Below are 16,286 nucleotides of genomic sequence, written 5' to 3' on the forward strand. Positions count from 1 at the left end.
CCGAGTACGCGGCAGTGCTGGGCCCATCCCAACTGATGTCACGGTGGTCCGATAGGGGCGCCGCCCGCGGCATGCGCCGCGGAGCGGTATCCCCTACCGAAGGGCGGGGATGCCCTCCGCTTCCAGTTCGGAATCAGCCGTCGGAGGCGTTCGGCTGACTGCGGGAACGGCCTGTCCGCTCAATGTGTTCGGCTGAGATCGGAAATCAACCCAACACGAGCCGGACACGCGCCAGACGGCTCTTCCCCGTACGGCCTTCCCCCTTACGCTCATGTTGCAGGCATGTAACGCCGCAGCGAGCGCGCCTTTTTTGCGCCAGACAGGTACAATGATGAACACTGTACCGTAGCGGAGCGCCGTCGCGCGCCGCCAACACGCGAAAGGGTTTCCCATGGCCGAGATCTCGTCCTCCCGTATCGTCATCACCGTCCTTGGCAAGAACCGCCCCGGCATCGTCGCCGGCGTCACCCGTGTCCTGGGCGAAGCCAATGTCGACATCCGCGACATTACGCAGTCCATTATCGAGGACATCTTCACCATGACCATGCTGGCCGACACCGCCGAGTCCAAGCTCGACTTCGCCGAGCTGCAGAAGGCCCTGGCCGAGGCCGGCGAGCTTTCGGGCGTCAACGTGTCCATTCAGCGCGAGGACGTCTTTAACTTTATGTACCGCCTGTAGCGAACAGGCCGCTGGGGATAGCCTGACGCGCGCATGCCCATGCAAGTCACCCCGATGCGGCCCGGAGAGGAGCGCGCATGGCCTACGACGCCAAGAAAATCTATTACCGCTTCGATGACCACTTGAGCCGCCTGGTTCTGGATTACGAAGCAAGCCGCCAGATTTCGCCTGAGAGCGAAAGCCTCTACCACGGCCTGCCGACCGACCCTTATGACGAGGGCCTGTTTGTTGAGCACAATGTCAAGCGCGGCCTGCGCAATGCCGACGGCTCGGGCGTGGTCGCGGGCCTCACTCGCATCTCGGATGTGCACGGCTACAACAAGGTCGACGGAAAGGTCGTGCCCGATCAGGGCAAGCTCACGCTTCGCGGCTACAGCATCGAGGATCTGGTCAACAATGCCCAGGCCGAGAATCGCTATGGCTACGAAGAGGTCGCCTACCTGCTCATCACGGGCTCGCTGCCCAACAAGGAAGAGCTCGACGGCTTTTGCGAGCGCCTGGGCGCCTTTAGACATCTGAGCGACGAGTACGTCAAAGAGTTCCCTATGACCACGGTGTCGTCGAGCATCATGAACGTGCTCCAGCGCGCCGTGCTGCTGCTCTACGCCTTCGATGCCGAACCAGACGTGATCACGCCCGAGCACGAAATCGACGTCGCCATTTCCATGCTCGCACGTCTCCCGCGCATCGCCGCCTTCGCCCACATGGCCTCGATTGCCAAGCTTCGCGGCTCCGAGGTTCACGTGCCGCACCCCACGCCCGGCCTCTCCACCGCCGAGACCATTCTGCAGGTCCTGCGCGGCGGCATGGCGTTCACCCGCGATGAGGCGATGCTGCTCGACGTGATGCTCATGCTGCATGCCGAGCACGGCGGCGGCAACAACTCCACCTTCGCTTGCCGTGTGCTGTCGTCTTCGGCCACCGACCCGTATTCCGCCTACGCCGCGGCTATCGGCTCGCTCAAGGGCCCGCGCCACGGCGGTGCCAATGCCAAGGTCGTGTCTATGCACGAGGACATCCGCGCGCATGTTTCCAACTGGGAGGACGAGGACGAGGTCGCGGCCTACCTGGGCAAGATCCTCGACAAGCAGGCCTTCGACGGCACCGGCCTCATCTACGGCATGGGCCACGCCGTCTATACGCTCAGCGACCCGCGCGCCGAGGTCTGCCGCCGTTACGCGCGCTCACTGGCAGCCAAGAAGGACTTGGGCGAAGAGTTCGCACTCATCGAGCGCATCGAGCGCCTGGCGCCCCAGGTCATGCGCGACCATGGCATGACCAAGCCCATCTGCGCCAATATTGACCTGTACACGGGCTTTATCTACAAGATGCTCGGCGTACCCGAGACGCTCTTTACGCCGCTGTTCGCCGTCGCCCGCATGGCAGGCTGGTCGGCGCACCGCATGGAAGAGCTCTTCTGCGCGCACCGTATTATTCGCCCGGCCTATCGTCCGGTGATCGAGCCGCTAGCGTACAAGCCGCTCGCCGACCGCTAGGACGCGAACCGTTATAGAACTCGAGCGTGGCCAGGGCATCGCCGCCCTCGGCCACGCTTTTTATGCCAGCAGAAAGGGCTGTATCAAATGATTGTGTTTTCCGATATGGACGGAACGCTGCTGACGAGCGATAAGCAAATGAGCGATGCCACCTGGTCGATGCTCGACGAACTCGCTCGACGCGGAATTGAATTTGTGCCCTGCACGGGACGTCCGCTGTCGGGCATCTTTGAGCCCATCCTCGCCCATCCCTCCGTGCACTATGCCGTCTGCGCCAATGGCGCCAGCGTCTGGCAGCTCGACGACGATGTGCCCAACGATGCCTCGCGCGCCACGCGCATTTTGAGCCGTCCGCTCGATCGCGGCATTGCTCATCGCGTCCATCGCATCGCCGCCGGCCACGATGTGACCTTCGATATCTTCGCGGATGGGCAGTGCTTCCTCCCCCGCTCGCTCTACACGCGCCTGGACGAATTCTGCGGCGGCGACCCCCACATCGCGGCTTCGCTCAAGCGCACACGAACACCGATCGACATGGATATCGACAGCAAGATCGACTGGGTCGAGACGCTCGAACGCATCGCCATGTACTGGCACGACCCGGCCGATCGCGACGCCATCGCGGCTGAGCTCGACACGCTCGGAGGCATTGAGGTCACGCGTTCTTACGCCATGAATATCGAGGTCATGGGTGAGGGCGCCACCAAGGGAACGGCCCTCACGTGGCTATGCGAGCACCTGGGCGAGCGTCTCGCCGACGCCTGGGCGTTCGGCGACAACATCAACGACATCCCCATGCTGCAGGCAGCGGGCCACGGCATGGCCATGATCAACGCCGAGCCCGAAGACCGCGAGGCCGCCGACGCCGTCACCGGATACGACAACGACCACGACGGCGTCGCCCACACCATCATGGCCGCCCTCGCCTAGTCATTGGTCAGTCATTGGGGACGTTCTTAAACGACTAGTCACTGGGGACACTCTTCGCAAAAAGCTGCAAGGACTGTCCCCCACTGTCGGCAGAAAAGGAACGTCCCCATCTGCCGGATTAGGAGAGACTCTCCAGCACGCGACGGAGCTCCTGCTGGACGGCGTGGTCGCGGTTGCAACCCACCACGCGATCGGCCACCGCCTTAAGCGCGGGGCGCGCGTTTTCCATCGCGCAGCCCGTGCCGACAAAGCGAATGATCTCGTAGTCGTTCATCGAGTCGCCAAACGCCATGACCTCGTCGCGCCCAATGCCGTAATGCTCCGCGAGCTGCGCGATACCCGAGGCCTTCGACACACCAGGCTGCATGGCATCGATCCACGCGTTGCCCGAAGGCGCAAAAGTAAAGAGCTGACCAAGTTCGCGCTGTAGCACGTACGCACTGTCCATAACCGCACTGTCGTCGCAAAAGATACTCGCTTTGATGATATTTACGCTGGGATCGGGCAGCTCCCAAATACGCTCGGCATTGGGAAGGTCCTTATCGACCTCACGCACGAACTTGCACTCGTCATCGAGCAGGAAGGACTTGGTTCGGTCAAAGAGCGCAAGATGCAGATTGGGAAACGTCCTGACGGCTTGGGCGAGCCTTCGAATCGCCAGGTGGGAATACACCTCACGGTCTACCATCTTACCGTCGGCGTAGACCTGGGCGCCGTTAGCGGCGACAAAGTCCATCTTGTCGCGAACGGGCGCAAAGAACTCGCACAGGCGATCGTAGCGACGACCTGACGATGCGGCGAAATGCACTCCATGCTCGTGTAGCGCCAGAATCAGTTCGTAGGTCTCGGGAGGCACCTGGCCGTTTTCGTCAAGCAACGTGCCGTCCATATCGGATGCAATCAGTTTAAACATAGAAAAGCTCCCTTCGGGCTTGTTGGAATCGAACGTGTATCCGATTCCAACGTACCCAAAGGGAGCTCAAATAAGACTCCGCGGGCGTAAACGTTACAAGGACCTGGCAAATAGCTCACACATGCCAGAGGTCTCACGGTCGCGGCGTCAGGCGACACGCCACCCCGATGACTAGTCGTTTAAGAACGTCCCCGATGACTAGTCGGCGTAGGTGAAGGTTGTAACGTCGAACATGCCCTCGGGGCGGATGCGGAGCGTCGGGATAACAGGCAGGGGCAGGAAGATGATGCCCATGATGGGGTCGAGCGGCGGCTCAATACCCATGGCGCGTGCCTTGACCATAAAGTCGTCGTGCTGCGCGGCAACGTCCTCGGCCGTGCCTTCGCTCATAAGGCCACCGAGCGCCAGCGGAATGCGCGCCACGACCTCGCCGTTACGCACCAGCACGTGGCCGCCCTGGCCCACGGCCTCAACGGCAGCCATCATATCCGCCGCATTGTCGCCCACCACGCACACGTTGTGCGAGTCGTGGCCGATCGTGGAGGCAATGGCACCACCGGTGATGGTGAAACCGCGCACCCAGCCGCGACCGATATGCTTGCCGACCAGGCCCAAGCCAGCGGGGCCGTCGCCATCGGCGCCCTCGGCCTGCAGCGACACGCCGCGGCCATGGCGCTCGATCAGCATAATGCGGCGCAAGTCCTCGGCGCTCTCGGGGCGGGCCATACCCGTGATAGCCATACCCGGGATGACATCGATAACGGCCTCGCCCGGCTTAAAGGCATAGTCAAACACGTCGAGCGAAAGCTTCGGCAGCTTAACGGAGGCGCGCAGCTCATCGGCAAGGGCCGCAACCTCGGCCATCTCGGGTGCGATCTCGCCCACAAAGGTGCCGTCCTGCGCCACCAGAGCACCGGCGGCATATACGCGATGCGGAGCCTTGGCAAACGTCAGGTCATCGAGCAACAGCAGGTCGGCGCGTTTGCCCGGGGCGATCGCGCCACGGAGCTCATGCGGGTCGCGACAGCCGTGGTCCAGGCCAAATGCCTCAGCCGTGGAAAGGGACGCCATGGAGATGGCGACCACCGGGTCGATGCCGGCCTCGATGGCCACGCGGCAGGCATTGTCGATCATGCCGGCCGAAAGAGCATCGGAGGGAGCGCGGTCGTCGGTCGCAAAGCAGCAGCGGCGGGCGCGGGCAGGGTTCTCCAGCAGCATCGGAGACAAATTGGCCAGGTCGTGGCTGCACGTACCCTCACGCAGCATCACATACATGCCGCGGGACAGCTTGTCGAGCGCCTCCTCGGGAATCGTCGACTCGTGGTCGGCGATAATGCCCGCTGCGGCATAGGCGTTGAGGTCCTTACCGGCAACGAGTGGCGCATGGCCGTCAACCTGCTTGGATGGCGTCTGGTTGGCAGCATCGATGCGAGCACAGGTCTCGGGGTCGGCCATAAAGACGCCCGGCAGGTTCATCATTTCGCCCAGACCAAAGACATCGCCCGGATGCTCGGCAAAAAACGCCTGCATATCGACAGCCGAAATAACGGCACCGGCCTGCTCGTCGGGCAGCGCGGGCACGCACGAAGGCATCATGTACTTGATGGAGATGGGTGCGCGGCGGCCGTCCTCGATCATAAAGCGCAGGCCGTCGAGCCCCGCCACGTTGGCGATCTCGTGGCTGTCGGCAATGGCGGTGGTGGTACCGCGCGTCGCCGCCATGCGCGCATACTCGGCGGGGCGGATGTTCGAGGACTCAATGTGCAGATGTCCGTCGATAAAGCCGGGGGCGAGATAGCGACCCTGGCAGTCGACGACCTCAGTTGCCTCGTAGGTGCCAGCGGCATCGTCGCGACCGTCGTAGAGCACGCCGACGATTACGCCGCCCTTGACGGCAACGCTACCGGGCGCCACACGCTGGCCATACACGTCGACGATCTGCGCATTGGTAAACAGCGTGTCGACGGGCACGCGGCCCTCGGCGGCCTCGATCACAGACCTCATGACCTCAACGGACATACATTCTCCTTTAACTGTAGAAATAACTGCGGAGCGGACGAGCCTTCACCGCAGCAAGCCAATAGCAATTGTATGCCCAAAAGAAGGTCCCGCTAACACCCCGTCCGCTTAACGGCACACGCCGCTTGGCGCAATGGGGACAGGTTACTTTGCACCAATGACAAGGAGTGTCCCAAAGTGCCGGCACAAAAGGAACGTCCCCAAGTGCCAAAAAAGCCGCAGCCGGAATCGTTCCGGCTGCGGCCCTATTGCACATGTTAGGTTGACCTACTTGCTAGACCAACTTAAAGCCCTTGCGCTTGCCTACTGAGAGGGTGTCGCCCAGCTTGAGGGCGCTCGGATCGATGTTGTAGCTCTTGGGAGCCACAGCCTTGCCGTTGATCTTGACGCCGCCGCCGTCGATGTCGCGGCGGGCCTGACCGGCGCTGGCCGAAAGGCCCAGGTCCTTGAGCAGGCCAGCGAGGTAAATCTGGCCCTCGTCGTTGACGGTCAGCTCAACGTGCTTCTCGGGGAAGTCGGCAAGCTGGCCCTCCTTGAACACACGGTCGAACTCGGCCTGAGCCTCGTCGCCGGCGCCAGCACCGTGGTAGGTGTCGCACAGGTCGCGGCCTAGAGCGCGCTTGAGCTCGTAGGGGTCGGCGGAGCCATCGGCCAGGGCGGCATCGATCTTGTCGACCTCGGCCGGGGTGAGCGAACTGGCCAGACGATAGTACTTGCCAATCATCTCGTCGGGGATGGACATGGTCTTGCCGAACATATCCTTGGGAGCATCGGTCAGGCCGATGTAGTTACCGTAGGACTTGGACATCTTACGGACGCCGTCGGTGCCCTCGAGCAGCGGCATGGTGAGCGCGATCTGCGGTTCCATGCCCATCTTCTCCATGAGCTCGCGGCCGGCGAGCAGGTTAAAGAGCTGGTCGGTGCCGCCCATCTCGACGTCGGCCTTGATCTGCACGGAGTCGAAGGCCTGCATCACAGGGTACAGGAACTCGTGCAGGGCAATCGGCGTCTGGGACTGGTAGCGCTTGGTAAAGTCGTCGCGCTCGAGGATGCGGGCGACGGTGAACTTGGAGCACACCTGCAGCAGGCCGGCCAGGTCCATCGAAAGGATCCAGTCGCCGTTGTGCACGATGGTGGTCTTCTCGGGGTCCAGGATCTTCATGGCCTGGCTCACGTAGGTCTCGGCGTTGGCCTCGATCTGCTCCTGCGAAAGCTGCGGGCGGGTGGAGTTCTTGCCCGAGGGGTCGCCGATCAGCGCAGTGCCGTTGCCGATGATAAGGGTGACGTTGTGGCCCAGGTCCTGGAACTGACGCATCTTGCGCAGGGGCACGGCATGGCCCAGGTGCAGGTCGGGGCTGGTGGGATCGACGCCGAGCTTGATGTTGAGGGGCTCGCCCTTCTCAAGCTTCTTGCGAAGGTCGGCCTCGGGGACGATCTGCGCTGCACCCGAGGTGATGATACGCATTTGCTCGTCAACAGACAGCATTGGGTATCCTCCTTTTGCTATAGCACCCTCACCGGATACGGCGGTGCTGGAAGTTCATAAACCCACTAATAATAACCAAAACAGCGCGACGCGGCACCTACGACAGGAAAATCCTCGTCCTGCCGCACGCGTCGATAACGACCGGCAAACGCGTGCCGTCACGTTCGACCAAAAAGCGCGCCTGCTGACGGCGCGAGCAGTCACGGCAACGGACCTGCCCCGTTGCATCCGTGGCGCAGGCGCCCTCGGCAGTCAGCAAGCAGTGCTCGCACACCATGAGCTCGGGACGGTCGGCATCGACAGGCCCCAAGACACCGGGGCAAGCGGCAAGTTCGGCAACACGCTCCGCATCATTGCCGAGCAACTCGGCCGACAAGCACACCCGCCCCGCACCGAGTCCGCGCAGCCAGGTAAGCGTGGCCCGATTGGCACAGAACACCGGCGCCGCCACGTCAAACGTTGTGCCCAGCTCGCGGGCCATCGCCACTTGTCCCAGATTGCGGCAGACGACGCGCCCGGCACGCTGCATAAGCGCCCGAGTCCGCTCGGCGTCGCCCGCGCGGCACACTTCGTCGAGCACCACCGTTGTATCGGACAGATCTCGCTCATCGCACGGACCCACATCCATCAGCTCCCAGGCAAAGACCATACGAGCAAAATCCTCGCGCTTTGCCGGCCCCGCCGACCCCGCCAACTCCGTCGACGCACCGCCATCCACCGCAGCGTCCTCAAAGGGCAGCACCTCAACGGCACGCGCAACGGGCGCAATCGCATCCGCCTCGGCCCGCATGCGCTCCAACACCGCCGCCGCCTGATCCAACACGCCGGCGCTGCGAATCAGATAGACCTCGCAGCCCGCGTCCACCTTACGTTTGCAATGCACGACGATGCGCTCTCCCGCAGCGGCATCCACGGGGCAAGGCACCTGTGGCCAGCGCTTGGGCACATCGGGACGCGCGTCGGCACCCGGGTAAAATCGAATTTCGAGCGTATCGCCCGCCGCCACGGCGGCATCAAGCTCAACCGTCACCTCTTCGTGACCCACCGCCACCAAGTGGCCCACGCGCACGCCCTGGTTGATCGCGCGCTCAAAGCTCATGAGCTCGGCACCCGAACGACCCCGCAGGTAAGCATCGGTAAACCCACGGTTAAACGACCTTCCCAGCTCGCGTTCAAGCTCTTCCACGGCACCGGAGTCCCACGCGCCGTCGCACAGCATATCGAGTGCCCGACGCCACACCCTCACCACGTTGAATACGTAATCGGAATTCTTCATGCGTCCCTCGATCTTGAGCGATGCCACGCCGGCGGCAACAAGCTCGGGCAGGTGCGCGATACCCAGATAGTCACGCGGACACAGTAGACGATCCCCCTCGACGGCGACAACGCTCTGTCCCGCCTCGTCCACTAGGTCGTACGCCAGACGGCACGGCTGCGTGCAGTCGCCGCGCATCGCCGAGCGCCCACGCCGCAGGACCGAGAACTCGCACGCCCCCGAATAGCCGATGCAAATCGCACCGTGGCAGAATACCTCGATGGGCACGCCCGTGGCACATAGCGCCGCAATCTCGTCGACCGTCAGCTCGCGTGCCGTCGTCACGCGCTCGACCCCCAGCTCATCGGCGGCAAGCCGCACGGCACCCTCGCTATGAGCGCCCGCCTGCGTGGACAGGTGAATCTCGACCCCGGGAATCGCCGCGCGCAGCGCGCAGGCCAACCCGGCATCGGCGACAATCAGAGCATCGGCGCCCAGCTCCAGTGCATGAGCTCCCAACGCCACCGCGTCGGACAACTCATCGTCAAACACGAACACGTTGAGCGTTACGTACACACGCACGCCATGGGCATGCGCCACGGCGCAGCCGCGCGCAAACTCGTTATCCGTAAAGCCATGGGCGCTCACACGGGCGTTAAAGCCGCCCAACCCCGCATAGATGGCATCGGCACCCGCGGCGATGGCCGCAAGCATCTGGTCGAGTCCGCCCGCCGGCGCCAGCAGCTCGGGCAGCGCCGCACCGGCAGCATCCAATCCAGTCTCGTATTGTCCGCTCGGCCCCATCGTCCGAATCGCCATCGACAAACTCCTTACCAAGGTATGCATTCACTCTGAAAAATGCCGTCTTCCAGCATACACGAGGCCTCGCGCGCCCCGTTTGGTTTATCGTGTAATAACTTATGTCCATCCTGCCCCGACGGCACATCCACCGTCCGGCACGACATACCTGGAGGTCAATATATGGGTCCTCGCCAACGACAGGGACGCAGCCGTTCAAAGACGCATGCTCTGCCCATAATCCTGCTCTCGTTTTTGGGCTTTCTGCTGATTGCGGGCGTGGCATTTGGCATCGGCATGGTCGGCAACGTCAACCGCTGGCTGTCCGATCTGCCCGACTACACCGACGCCAACGCGTATCTGGTGAGCGAGCCCACCGAGATCGTCGACTGCAACGGCAACAAGATCGCGAGCTTCTACACGCAAAACCGCAAGTCTATCACCAAGGACGAGGTCTCCCCCTACGTGCTGCAGGGCACCGTTGACGTCGAGGACGAGCGCTTCTACGAGCACGGCGGTATCGACCTGTGGGGTATCGCGCGTGCTGCGGTGGCAACCCTCGGTGGCGGGCACGAAGGCGCCTCGACTATCACCCAGCAGCTTGTGCGCAACACCATCCTGCAGGAGGAGCAGTTCGACTCGACCATTGAGCGTAAGGTGCGCGAGGCCTACATCGCCATCAAGATGGAGGACATGTACTCCAAAGACGAGATCCTCATGATGTACCTCAACACCATCTATTACGGCCACGGCGCCTACGGCATCGAGGCCGCAGCCGAGACCTATCTGTCCAAGAGCGCCGCCGACCTCACCCTCAGCGAGGCCGCGCTGCTCATCGGCCTTCCCAACTCGCCTTCGCAGTACGACCCCACGGTCAACCCCGATCTGGCACTGTCTCGCCGCAACAAGGTTCTCGACAACATGCTGCGCCTGGGCCACATCACCCAGGAGGAGCACGATGCCGCACAGGCCGAGCCCATCACCCTCAACGTGACCGAAATCTCGGGCAGCGGCGTCGACGTATACTCGCAGCCCTACTTTGTCTCCTACGTCAAGCAGCTACTGGAGCAGGAGTTCTCGACCGACGTGCTCTTTAAGGGCGGCCTGACCGTCAAGACCACCATCGACCCCACGATGCAGCAGGTGGCAGAGAATGCCGTCCGCGAGCAGCTCGACACGCTCTCGCTTGACGGCCTGGACATGGGCATGGTCGTCGTCGACCCCAAGACCGGCTACATCAAGTGCATGGTGGGCGGCTACGACTACAACGCCGACGAGAACCACGTAAACCATGCCACGGCCAAGCGTCCCGTCGGCTCCACCTTTAAGGCCTTTACGCTGGCAACTGCCATCCAAAACGGCATGAACCCCAACGTCACCCTCAACTGCAACTCGCCGCTCAAGGCCAAGGGCACCACAACCGAGGTACAAAACTACGCCAACCAGAGCTATGGCAACATCACGCTTAAGCAGGCGACGGCATACTCCTCCAACACCGGCTACATCCAGGTGGCGGAAGCCGTCGGCAACAGCAAGATCATCTCGCTCGTCAAAAAGCTCGGCATCGACCCCGCCAAGGACAACATCGAGGACGTTCCCGTCATGACCCTCGGCACCGGCTCGATCTCGCCGCTCGAGATGGCCGCCGCCTACGCGACGTTTGCCAACGGCGGCTACTATCGCCAGCCGATCGCCATCACCGAGATTGACTCTCGTACCGGTTCGGTGCTGTACCAGCACACCGACAATCCCTCACAGGTGCTTACCGAGGGCGAGGCCGCCGCGGTCACCGATGTTCTGTCCGGCGTCATGAAGGGCAGCGGTACGGGTGCTGCCGGCGCCCTGAGTGTCAACCAGCCCTATGCCGGCAAGACGGGCACCACCGACAACACCACCAACCTGTGGTTCTGCGGCTATACCCCGCAGCTGGCATGCGCCCTGTGGACCGGCTATTCCGCGGGCGAGATCCCCATCCAAAAGTACGGCACGGACCTGCTGGGAGACAGCACCAACCTGCCTGTCTTTAAGCGGTTTATGAACACCGTTCTGACCGGTACCGAGCGCGAGGAGTTTGCGACCGGAACGGCGCCCACCTACAAGAACAACAGCGTCTGGAAGTTCTACGGCACCAACAACACCAAGAAGTCGGAGAACGACGACAAGGACAAGGACGAAGAGGAAGAGGAAGAGGAAACCACCACAACGACTACCACGACGACCACGACCACCGAGACCACGGGCGGCGACACCACCGGCGGCACCGGTACGACCGGTGGCTCGACGGGCGGCTCCACTGGTGGTTCGACCGGCGGCGATGGCGGCACGCCTACGCCTACGCCCACTCCCGACCCCTCGCCCACGCCTGACGATACGGTCGGCTAAGAAGTACGCGACTAAAGCCAACAAGGCCCCGAGCAGCTTATTGAACTGCTCGGGGCCTTTTAGTTTGAAGCGACCTGGTGGGCGGTCTTTATACCGGCAAACAAAAAGAGGTACCGACCAACGTCGATACCCCTTACAAGCCACTATGTAAGCGCACGCAGTGCCGAGCGCACGACCCGCACGCCTACTTGCGAGAATTGCTCAGCTTATTGATCAGCGCCTCGAGACGCTCGCCGTCCTCGGCCGTCTGGGCAATAACCAAAATCGTATCGTTGCCGGCAAGCGAGCCAAGCACATCGGGCAACTCTGCCGCATCAACGGCGGCGGCGATGCCGGAAGCCGTGCCAGGCTGAGCCTTGATCATAACCAGATTATCGGTACGCAGAACGCCCGTTACGAGCTCGGAAACCATACGCTGCAGGTGTAGGTCCTCTGCCAGAACATAGATGCCCTCAGGGAGCTTACGCAGCCCCATATCGGCAATATCGCGAGAGACAGTCGCTTGCGTGCAATCAAAGCCCATAGCGCGGAGCTCATCGACCAGCACGCGCTGCGTGCGGACGTCCTTATTGCGCACAATAACTCTAATGGCATCCTGGCGCCCATTGCGTTTTTTAGCCATACAAACCCTCTCTCCAAAAGATGGCGGAGACAATCAATCAGTGATTGAATAGTTTAACGCTATTTGAAGGCTTTTGTGTATAAGAACGCATTTCGAAACAATTCTATGCAAATTTGTTTCGAAATGAGCCGTTTAGGCGGTTTTTGCGCCCGTCCGGTTAAGAAAAGCTGCCAGATGCGTACACATCACGCAGCGCGCAGGCTTGGCGCTGGCGATCGGCCCAAACAACAGACCGAGTCCCCGATGGTTGTCCTTGAGCGCGGCGACCATCTGACGGGTTCGAGGCGCCTCGAGCATATCACGCATGCGGGCGGAACGCTCGATTGACGACACTCCATGCGGGCTCAGACACAAATTCTCGATGCAGGCGACCAGTCCGGCAAAGTAGAACTTTTGGCTTGCCAGCTTGAGCCGACCACCGCTATCTGCTTCCGAGAGTGAGTCCGCAAGCTCGTCGAGCGCCCGGGTGTCATCGGATACCTTGGCATACATGGTGGGATCAAAGGCATCTGTAAGCTTAGGCGCCGCCGCGTGGAAACAAGCGTCGCCGCATCCGGAGACGCGCTGTGCCTGCGAGAGCGCACACGCCATAAACCCAACCGTGCGAAACGTCTTATCGCACAAAAGACATGCCTCAAACAGCGGACGGCTGTACATCACGCCAGAAACTTGAGCAACCAAGCCGCCTAAAATCAACTGGGGCAGCCCGGCCACCATCGAAGACTTGTCTTCAATGACAATAGAGGCAGCATCCAAGACACGCGAATGGCGCTCTCGATGTGCATCATAGCGGTCGAGCGACACCGTGGGGAACACTATGTCTGCCGCAGTATCGCACGCGATATCGACCATCTTGGAAAGGGACTGCGGAGCAAACCACTCATCGGCGTTCATAGCGATGATTTGAGAGCCGCGCGAGGCAGCAAAACCGGCACGAAGACAAGCGCCGTGCTTCGCGTCCTCGACGTCAATCAAATCAATATGGATGTCCCTGTCGGCAGCAACTTGAAGCGAATGGCGCACACCGGGCGCAGCATCGCGGCAGACAACGACAATCTGCAAATCGTAGAGGTCTTGGTTCTGGATACTCTCGAGCGCACGCATCGCATAGCTGGGCGAGCCTTCTACCACAAGGATCACCGAAAGTCGCGGATGCGAGCCACGTCGAACCAAATTATCCGTCCTCTCGACAGCAATGAATCAAACCGTGGTTCATGGTACACCCCGGCAATAAAAGCAATGAGACACCGGTTGCATTGCACGCCAAGAACAGATGTTGCACACGCGCAGCCCACAGATGACAGGTGTCGACGCACGAGACGTCGAGCCCTCCCCTAGTCGAGCACGACAAGCTCGGCGGGATCGTAATCCACGCCCATAAACGTAAGGCCGCAGGCAGGAGCCGTGGGGCCCGCAGTGGTACGGTCGCAAGCATCGATAACCTCACGCATCCACTCGGGTTCACGGCGATGCATGCCAATCTCGACAAGCGTGCCCACGATCGTACGGACCATCGAATGCAGAAACGCATTGCCCTCGATGGTGAACGTCAGGATGTCCTCGCCAAACGCAACCTCATGGCCAAATTCGGCACGCATCACGCAGCGATGCGTGGGCTTGCCAACGGCCGAGGCAACCTTGCAAAAGCTTTTAAAGTCCTGCTCGCCCAGCAGAGCGGGGCAGGCAGCAGACATAGCCTTTACATCCAAGGGATAGCGATGCCACCACACGGCACCGCGGGACAGCACGGGGCGCGCATCTCGATCGGCAATACGGTACGTATACGTACGGGAACGCGCGTCAAAACGTGCAGAAAAGCCTCTACGGGCCTTGTAGACCTCGTTTATGGCGATATCTTTAGGCAGGAGGGCATCCATAGCCCGCAGCCACCTACGGCGCGTACAGGCGAGCTCAGCGTCCGTTACGGGCACGCTGATGTACTGAGCCACGGCATGCACGCCGGCATCGGTACGCCCCGCGCACGTCAGATCGATCGGGCGGCGAAGCAGCGTCTCGATGGCTCGACGTAGCTCACCCGCAACCGTCGTCTGTCCCGGCTGCTCGGCAAATCCGCTATACGATGAGCCATCATAGGCCACGCGAAATACGAGCGTGGCGTCAAGCTCGGAAATCGAATTGAAATCAGACGGCGCAGTCATGGGCGCTCCCAACAAACAAGCAACGGTATCGCGACAAAAAAAGAGGGGTACGCGAACGTACCCCTCGAATATAGCCTATGCAGACGGAATGTCTACTCAGCGGTCTCCTCAGCAGGAGCCTCCTCGGGAGCGGTCTCCTCGACAGCCTCGACCTTCTTGGGAGCAGCGGCCTTCTTGGGGGCCGGAGCAGCCTTCTTGGCCTTAGGCGTGCAAGGCTCGGTGACGAGCTCCATGATAACGATGGGAGCGTTGTCGCCCTTGCGGTTACCGAGCTTCATGATGCGGGTGTAACCGCCGTTGCGGTCCTGCCACATGCCCTGAGCAGCCTTGTCGAAGATCTCGGCAACGAGCTGCTTATCGCCGAGCTTGGCGATAGCCAGACGACGAGAGTGCAGGTCGCCCTTCTTGGCCCAAGTGATGATCGGATCGACGACCGAACGCAGCGCCTTAGCGCGGGTCTCGGTGGTCTTGATGCGGTCGTTCTCGAAGAGGGCCTTAGCAAGGCTCTTCTTCATGGCCTTGGTGTGGCTCGCATCGGTGCCGAGCTTCAGGCCCTTCTTAACGTTGTGACGCATGGTCTAGTTTCTCCTCAAATATGCGAAGCATTAAGCCTTCAGGCTCAGGCCCATGGACTCAAGCTTGTCCTTCACTTCCTCGATCGACTTAACACCGAAGTTACGGATGTTGAGCAGATCGTTCTCCGAGAACTCAACGAGTTGACGGACCGAGTGAATGCTGGCGCGCTTAAGGCAGTTGTAGGAACGGACGGAAAGGTCCAGATCCTCGATCTGCTTGTCCAGCTCGGCGTTGTCGTTGGTGACCTCGGGAGCGAAGATCGAAGCCTCCTCCTCGACCTCGGGGGTCTCGGCAAGGTTCATAAAGGCGGCCATATGCTGGTTGATGATATTGGCAGCCTGGACCACGGCGTCGCGCGGGGCGATGGAGCCGTTGGTCTCGATCTCGAGGACAAGGCGGTCGTAGTCGGTGTGCTGACCGACACGGCAAGCCTCAACGAGCTTGGCGCAACGGGAAACCGGCGAGTACAGCGAGTCGACGTGGATCACACCGATGGGATCGTTGTCGCGCTTGTTAGCCTCGCCAGAAACATAGCCGCGGCCATAGCCGATGCGCATGCTCATGGTTAGATGGCCACCCTCGGTGAGCGTAGCGATGTGCTGCTCGGGGTTGACCAGCTCAAACTCGGACGGAATAAAGAAGTCCGCACCGGTGACCTCGCAGGGGCCGTCAACCGAGATGGTGGCGGTCGCCTCGTCGGTCGTGCCGAGAGCCCTGAAGACAAGACCCTTGACATTCAGGACGATGTCGGTGACATCCTCGACCATGTTAGGGATGGTCATGAACTCGTGCTGCGCACCATCGATCTGAATAGCCTCGACGGCGGCACCCTCGAGCGAGGACAGAAGAACGCGACGAAGGGAGTTACCCAGCGTATCGCCGTAGCCACGCTCGAGCGGCTCAACGGAGACACGAGCAGACGTCTCGTTGATCTCTTCGACCTGAACCTGAGGCCTAATGAATTCTGACAT

Annotated in this window: 13 protein-coding genes; 4 read left to right on the forward strand and 9 right to left on the reverse strand. The window is 61.5% G+C overall.

All coding sequences use genetic code 11. From position 1 onward, the window contains the following. The first annotated feature begins 391 nt into the window (after positions 1–391). The 3 genes from DXB53_RS01355 to DXB53_RS01365 all read left to right on the forward strand — a co-directional run bounded on the left by DXB53_RS01355 (position 392) and on the right by DXB53_RS01365 (position 3,105). Positions 392–679: an ACT domain-containing protein gene (locus DXB53_RS01355; protein ID WP_006235289.1), complete on the forward strand. Its 288-nt coding sequence runs from the start codon at positions 392–394 to the stop codon at positions 677–679. A gap of 77 nt (positions 680–756) precedes the next feature. Beyond that, complete coding sequence (locus tag DXB53_RS01360; RefSeq protein WP_117583032.1) at positions 757–2,175, forward strand: citrate synthase; 1,419 nt, start codon at positions 757–759, stop codon at positions 2,173–2,175. 87 nt (positions 2,176–2,262) lie between these two features. Beyond that, positions 2,263–3,105 carry a Cof-type HAD-IIB family hydrolase gene (locus DXB53_RS01365; protein ID WP_117583033.1) on the forward strand — a complete coding sequence of 281 codons (843 nt, stop codon included), beginning with the start codon at positions 2,263–2,265 and terminating at the stop codon, positions 3,103–3,105. 118 nt (positions 3,106–3,223) lie between these two features. Here the strand turns inward: DXB53_RS01365 and DXB53_RS01370 are convergent, their stop codons facing one another. The 4 genes from DXB53_RS01370 to DXB53_RS01385 form a co-directional block, all read right to left on the reverse strand. Then, positions 3,224–4,018: a Cof-type HAD-IIB family hydrolase gene (locus DXB53_RS01370; protein WP_006235286.1), complete on the reverse strand. Its 795-nt coding sequence runs from the start codon at positions 4,016–4,018 to the stop codon at positions 3,224–3,226. Between the two features lie 198 nt (positions 4,019–4,216). Beyond that, positions 4,217–6,037 (reverse strand): adenine deaminase, encoded by a 1,821-nt coding sequence (locus DXB53_RS01375; RefSeq protein ID WP_117583034.1) that lies wholly within the window; start codon positions 6,035–6,037, stop codon positions 4,217–4,219. 274 nt (positions 6,038–6,311) lie between these two features. After that, on the reverse strand, positions 6,312–7,523 hold the full coding sequence (tyrS, locus tag DXB53_RS01380; protein ID WP_035137437.1) for a tyrosine--tRNA ligase: 1,212 nt from the start codon (positions 7,521–7,523) through the stop codon (positions 6,312–6,314). A gap of 97 nt (positions 7,524–7,620) precedes the next feature. After that, positions 7,621–9,597, reverse strand: coding sequence for a U32 family peptidase (locus tag DXB53_RS01385; protein WP_158556476.1), 1,977 nt, complete (start codon positions 9,595–9,597; stop codon positions 7,621–7,623). A 162-nt stretch (positions 9,598–9,759) separates the two neighbouring features. Here DXB53_RS01385 and DXB53_RS01390 point away from each other — a divergent pair, with 162 nt between their 5' ends. Then, positions 9,760–11,958, forward strand: a complete 2,199-nt coding sequence (locus tag DXB53_RS01390; RefSeq protein WP_117583036.1) for a transglycosylase domain-containing protein — start codon at positions 9,760–9,762, stop codon at positions 11,956–11,958. A 184-nt stretch (positions 11,959–12,142) separates the two neighbouring features. Here the strand turns inward: DXB53_RS01390 and DXB53_RS01395 are convergent, their stop codons facing one another. The 5 genes from DXB53_RS01395 to DXB53_RS01415 all read right to left on the reverse strand — a co-directional run bounded on the left by DXB53_RS01395 (position 12,143) and on the right by DXB53_RS01415 (position 16,286). Continuing rightward, entirely contained in the window at positions 12,143–12,580 is a 438-nt protein-coding gene (locus DXB53_RS01395; RefSeq protein ID WP_117583037.1) for an arginine repressor, read from the reverse strand. A gap of 132 nt (positions 12,581–12,712) precedes the next feature. After that, positions 12,713–13,711, reverse strand: coding sequence for a glycosyltransferase (locus DXB53_RS01400; protein ID WP_147330887.1), 999 nt, complete (start codon positions 13,709–13,711; stop codon positions 12,713–12,715). Positions 13,712–13,914: 203 nt separating this feature from the next. After that, entirely contained in the window at positions 13,915–14,739 is an 825-nt protein-coding gene (gene truA / locus DXB53_RS01405) for a tRNA pseudouridine(38-40) synthase TruA (RefSeq protein WP_117583039.1), read from the reverse strand. A 92-nt stretch (positions 14,740–14,831) separates the two neighbouring features. Continuing rightward, positions 14,832–15,314, reverse strand: a complete 483-nt coding sequence (gene rplQ, locus DXB53_RS01410) for a 50S ribosomal protein L17 (RefSeq protein WP_117583040.1) — start codon at positions 15,312–15,314, stop codon at positions 14,832–14,834. Positions 15,315–15,344: 30 nt separating this feature from the next. Next, positions 15,345–16,286 carry a DNA-directed RNA polymerase subunit alpha gene (locus DXB53_RS01415; protein WP_006235276.1) on the reverse strand — a complete coding sequence of 314 codons (942 nt, stop codon included), beginning with the start codon at positions 16,284–16,286 and terminating at the stop codon, positions 15,345–15,347.

It is taken from the genome of Collinsella sp. OM04-5 (assembly GCF_003439125.1).
In the GTDB taxonomy this organism is placed as follows: domain Bacteria; phylum Actinomycetota; class Coriobacteriia; order Coriobacteriales; family Coriobacteriaceae; genus Collinsella.